Origin of the sequence: Microcystis sp. M113S1, assembly GCF_020246945.1 — a bacterium.
Classification (GTDB): domain Bacteria; phylum Cyanobacteriota; class Cyanobacteriia; order Cyanobacteriales; family Microcystaceae; genus Microcystis.
The window spans coordinates 1-3,895 of record NZ_JADBSA010000208.1 but is presented as its reverse complement, the minus strand read 5'-3'; the positions used below and the strand labels follow the sequence as shown (position 1 = coordinate 3,895).

The window sequence follows — 3,895 nt, the reverse complement described above, 5'->3', positions numbered from 1 at the left end:
TCAGGTGGTCAACTACCTAATTTTCAGGGAAAAAGTCCCGGAATTTTCCCCCTGATCACTCCCATGCCTGGTACTTTTTGATTGACAAAAAGTCTAAAAGTCTTACCCAACAAGGTTTTTAGATTTATTCAGCAGACCCTAAATAGATGGATGAAACCCGATAAAATCATCGTCGGTTGGCGAGAATGGCTCGATTTACCCGATTTAGGCATTACCAAAATAAAGGCCAAGATTGATACAGGCGCTCGCTCCTCGGCCCTACACGCTTTTCATCTCCACCCTTTTCTGGATGGCGATCGCAATTGGCTGCGCTTTCAAGTTCATCCCTACCAAAAAGATAGTCACCACACTGTCACCACCAGCGCAGAAATCCTCGAATGGCGACAGGTAAAAAATTCTGGGGGTCAAAGTCAACTACGTCCTGTTATTAGAACGAGTGTATTACTTGGCGGTCGTCAATGGGCGATCGAATTAACCTTGACTAATCGCGATGTCATGGGTTTTCGGATGTTATTAGGACGAGAGGCGCTGAAAAAAGGCTTTCTTGTCCATCCGAATAAGTCTTTTTTACTGAGTTAAGTTATATTTAGGGTTTGCGGCAAAAAGTTTTTCGGTGGGGGCAGGGTTTGATTCTAAGTGAGCAATTTTCCCTAATAAAGCAGCAAAAGCCCCTGCTGCCCAAAAATTGGCCTTTTCTAACTTCCAAGTGCCGGGGGTGGGACTATTCCCCCTCCGTAGCCAATTGAAGAAGTTAAAACCCGATGGCTCTGGATGGGTAAGATAGGGATAGAGAATTCCCCGACGGGCATAATCCGGACGGCCACCGCACCGATCGCCGCCCCGGTACCGATAAAGATGAGCGTGCGTCGCTGCAAATTCCCGACTCCTAAGCTGGATAGATGCGAATACGGCGATTCGGTTCCTCTCCGAAGCTATCGGATTGGAGACGGTAATGCTCGACTAATTCGTGTTGCATTTTCCGCACTTTCGCCGATCGCGGCAGTAACTCCACCGGTTGGCCGGTAGGAATAACGATTTGTTCCACCGCTAACCGGGCCTCCTCCAAAGCTTCGATCTCGTCATCGCTGCCGCTGCGGGCAAATAAACGCAGATCTGCACCTTCCTGATTCATCGGGTCATCAATGCCCAAAATCCGCTTTAAACCCCGAGAAATTTGGGGCATGGTATTGGATTTGATGCCGTGGATGGGAATTTGTCTTACTTTGGCAATTTGCCGCAATTTTGACTGATTTTTAACGTGGGAACGCAAGGCCAGCACTGCGTCGGCCTCCTGTAAATCTTTGGTCAAAACGATCGGCAAATCTAGGGCCTGTACTACCTGTTCGATCGGGGCGCGACTGACTCCGTAGGGATAGACATAAACCGGCCAATCTTCGCCATTGGGACCAGGGACGCGGACTTTTTCCGTTTCCGGTTCTTCCTGCAGCCAGGATTGTTCGAGGAGGCGATCAAAATCGTTTTCCCGGTTGAGTGGGCCTGCACCAAAACGGTCCACGGGAGTCATTCGGCCATCGGCCCGCCATCCCTTGGGTTTATCCATTTCCGGCAGATAATTGCCGCGCAAAGGGGTCAACTTTTCCGGTTTTGGTTCTTCCTGAGTGACCTGTACTTTTCCCTCCTCATCTACCCAACGGATTTGAGCAATTGGTTCGCGGCCTCGCAGCAGTTGGTCGATAGTAGTGGATACGTCTTCGTGGATGACCCAGCGCTGACGTTCCAACATTTCGATGGCAATTTCAAAGGTGGGCGGTGCTTTGCGTTCTAAAACGGTCTTCTGAGAACCCCGGCGGCGTGCTTCTTCGTCTCCGAGAGTTACTGCCTGAATTCCCCCGACTAAATCCGATAACGTCGGATTTTTAATTAAATTTTCCAATTGATTGCCGTGGGCGGTTCCCACTAACTGCACCCCGCGTTCGGCGATCGTACGGGCGGCCAGAGCTTCTAATTCCGTACCGATCTCATCAATCACGATCACCTCCGGCATATGGTTTTCCACCGCTTCGATCATGACTTGATGCTGCAATTCCGGACGGGACACCTGCATCCGACGAGCGCGACCGATGGCCGGATGGGGAATATCTCCATCTCCGGCGATTTCGTTGGAGGTGTCGATAATCACTACCCGTTTATTGAGATCGTCGGCTAAAACTCGGGCAATTTCCCGGAGAGCGGTGGTTTTCCCTACCCCCGGACGACCGAGCAAGAGCAGGGATTTACCCGTTTCCACTAGGTCGTTAATCAGGGTTATCGTACCGAAAACGGCCCGACCGATACGACAGGTTAAACCGATAATTTCCCCGTCTCGATTGCGAATGGCACTGATGCGGTGCAGGGTGCGTTCAATCCCGGCGCGATTATCGCCGCTAAAACTGCCCACCCTGGCGATCGAATACTGGATTTCTTCTTTTGAGATCGGTTCGTCCCCCAGATCGATCGCCCCATCGGGAAAACGCGCTTCTGGTATGCGTCCCAAATCCATAACTACTTCGATCAGTTGATGCTGCCGCGGGTGTTCCTCGATTTTGCCGCGAATCCGCGCGGGTAGAATTGCCAAGAGTTTGTTTAAATCGTCGGTAACTGACATCCGAGAGGAGGGTAGGGTTTCTGGCATTAATAATAAAGGGTTTTGGCGATCATTGGCTGTTTTTATTTCCCAGATTTTCTTGGGGTCTAACACATTTATGGGTTAGTTGTCAATCAAAAAAATATTATAGTTTTTTGAGCAAGGTTAGGCTTTTAATTGAGCAACGAGAATAGAAGCGGCTTTAACGGCTTCTTGGTAGGCTTGGGGGTCATTTTCAAGGTTAGGCTGGTCTAAATGCTCTAAAATTGGCAAAATCAATGAACGGGCGTAACTTCCATAGGCAATACCAGCGATTTTTTCTCTCAGTCCCAGTTGCTGTAATTTGGTCACGGTATGGTCATTGGTTCCCCCGGCTAACTGCACAAATCCGGCTAGATTGGTGGAAAGGACTTTTTTGGCCATGTTAATGGCCGGGTGGGTGGTTCCTTTGCCGATATCGCCGCTCATCGGTCGGCCGTCCGTCTGCCAAATCAGAGGACAGCTTAGGGGTGAAATAGTTTCTCGCAGATAGTGGAGGTAATCAATGATATATTCATGATCTTGGCAACTTATGGCGAGGATTTTTAGGTTTTTACTGACAGTTGCGATCGCTGGCCACAGTCGAGCAAATTCCTCTCCATGACCGACTTGGGTATGAATTTCGATCGCATCGACTCCCATTTCGATAATTAAGGGGATAATTTCTTGGGGTTGACAGACACGGGATTTTGTCTCGATTATTTGCCGGGGACAAACGGGTAAGCAGCGACCGCAACCATAACAGCGCTGTTCGATCACTCCTCCCCTATCGATAGCATAAGCGGGACAGATTTTTTCGCAGGGACGGGGACAATCGACCGGACAGAGTTGCGGGTTAAAGATAGCTTTACGAAAGTGGGGATCTTCCCCGTCATTGAGACTGACCATTAACCAAGGTCGTCGATTGGGAGGTAATCCAGCGATTTTTTCGGCGGTTTCGATGCCTTCTTTGGCCGCAACAATCACGGCTCGGTCGGCGGCCACATCAATACAATCGGCTCCGGCGATAGTATAGGTCAAAGCGAGGTTGCGAATCGTGGGCAAATCTTGGTAACTAGCTCCACAGATTAGCTTGAACCAGTGACCCGCAACTAAGGACCAGAAGGGAGAGGAGTTTTTATCTAGCACTTTTTTATCGAAAATTTGGGTTAAAACCCCGTCCTTTGAGGACGGCTTTAAGCTACAATGGAAAAAGCGATAACCAAGCTAAAAACTGAACCTTGACAACAGATAGTAGGGGGTTTCGTTCAGAAAAGACTTCAAATTCGGCCT

General features: G+C 49.4%; 4 protein-coding genes. 1 reads left to right on the top strand and 3 read right to left on the bottom strand.

Annotated elements, in window-relative coordinates:
- The first annotated feature begins 150 nt into the window (after nt 1-150).
- Nucleotides 151-579 (top strand): ATP-dependent zinc protease, encoded by a 429-nt coding sequence (locus tag IM319_RS10675; protein ID WP_287735568.1) that lies wholly within the window; start codon nt 151-153, stop codon nt 577-579.
- 116 nt (nt 580-695) lie between these two features.
- Here the strand turns inward: IM319_RS10675 and IM319_RS10670 are convergent, their stop codons facing one another.
- The 3 genes from IM319_RS10670 to ldpA are packed head-to-tail and all read right to left on the bottom strand — an operon-like array spanning nt 696 to nt 3,751.
- Entirely contained in the window at nt 696-875 is a 180-nt protein-coding gene (locus IM319_RS10670) for a hypothetical protein (protein WP_287735567.1), read from the bottom strand.
- A gap of 11 nt (nt 876-886) precedes the next feature.
- Nucleotides 887-2,698 (bottom strand): R3H domain-containing nucleic acid-binding protein, encoded by a 1,812-nt coding sequence (locus tag IM319_RS10665; RefSeq protein WP_287735566.1) that lies wholly within the window; start codon nt 2,696-2,698, stop codon nt 887-889.
- Nucleotides 2,699-2,749: 51 nt separating this feature from the next.
- Nucleotides 2,750-3,751 (bottom strand): circadian clock protein LdpA, encoded by a 1,002-nt coding sequence (gene ldpA, locus IM319_RS10660; RefSeq protein WP_287735565.1) that lies wholly within the window; start codon nt 3,749-3,751, stop codon nt 2,750-2,752.
- Nucleotides 3,752-3,895 lie beyond the last annotated feature (144 nt).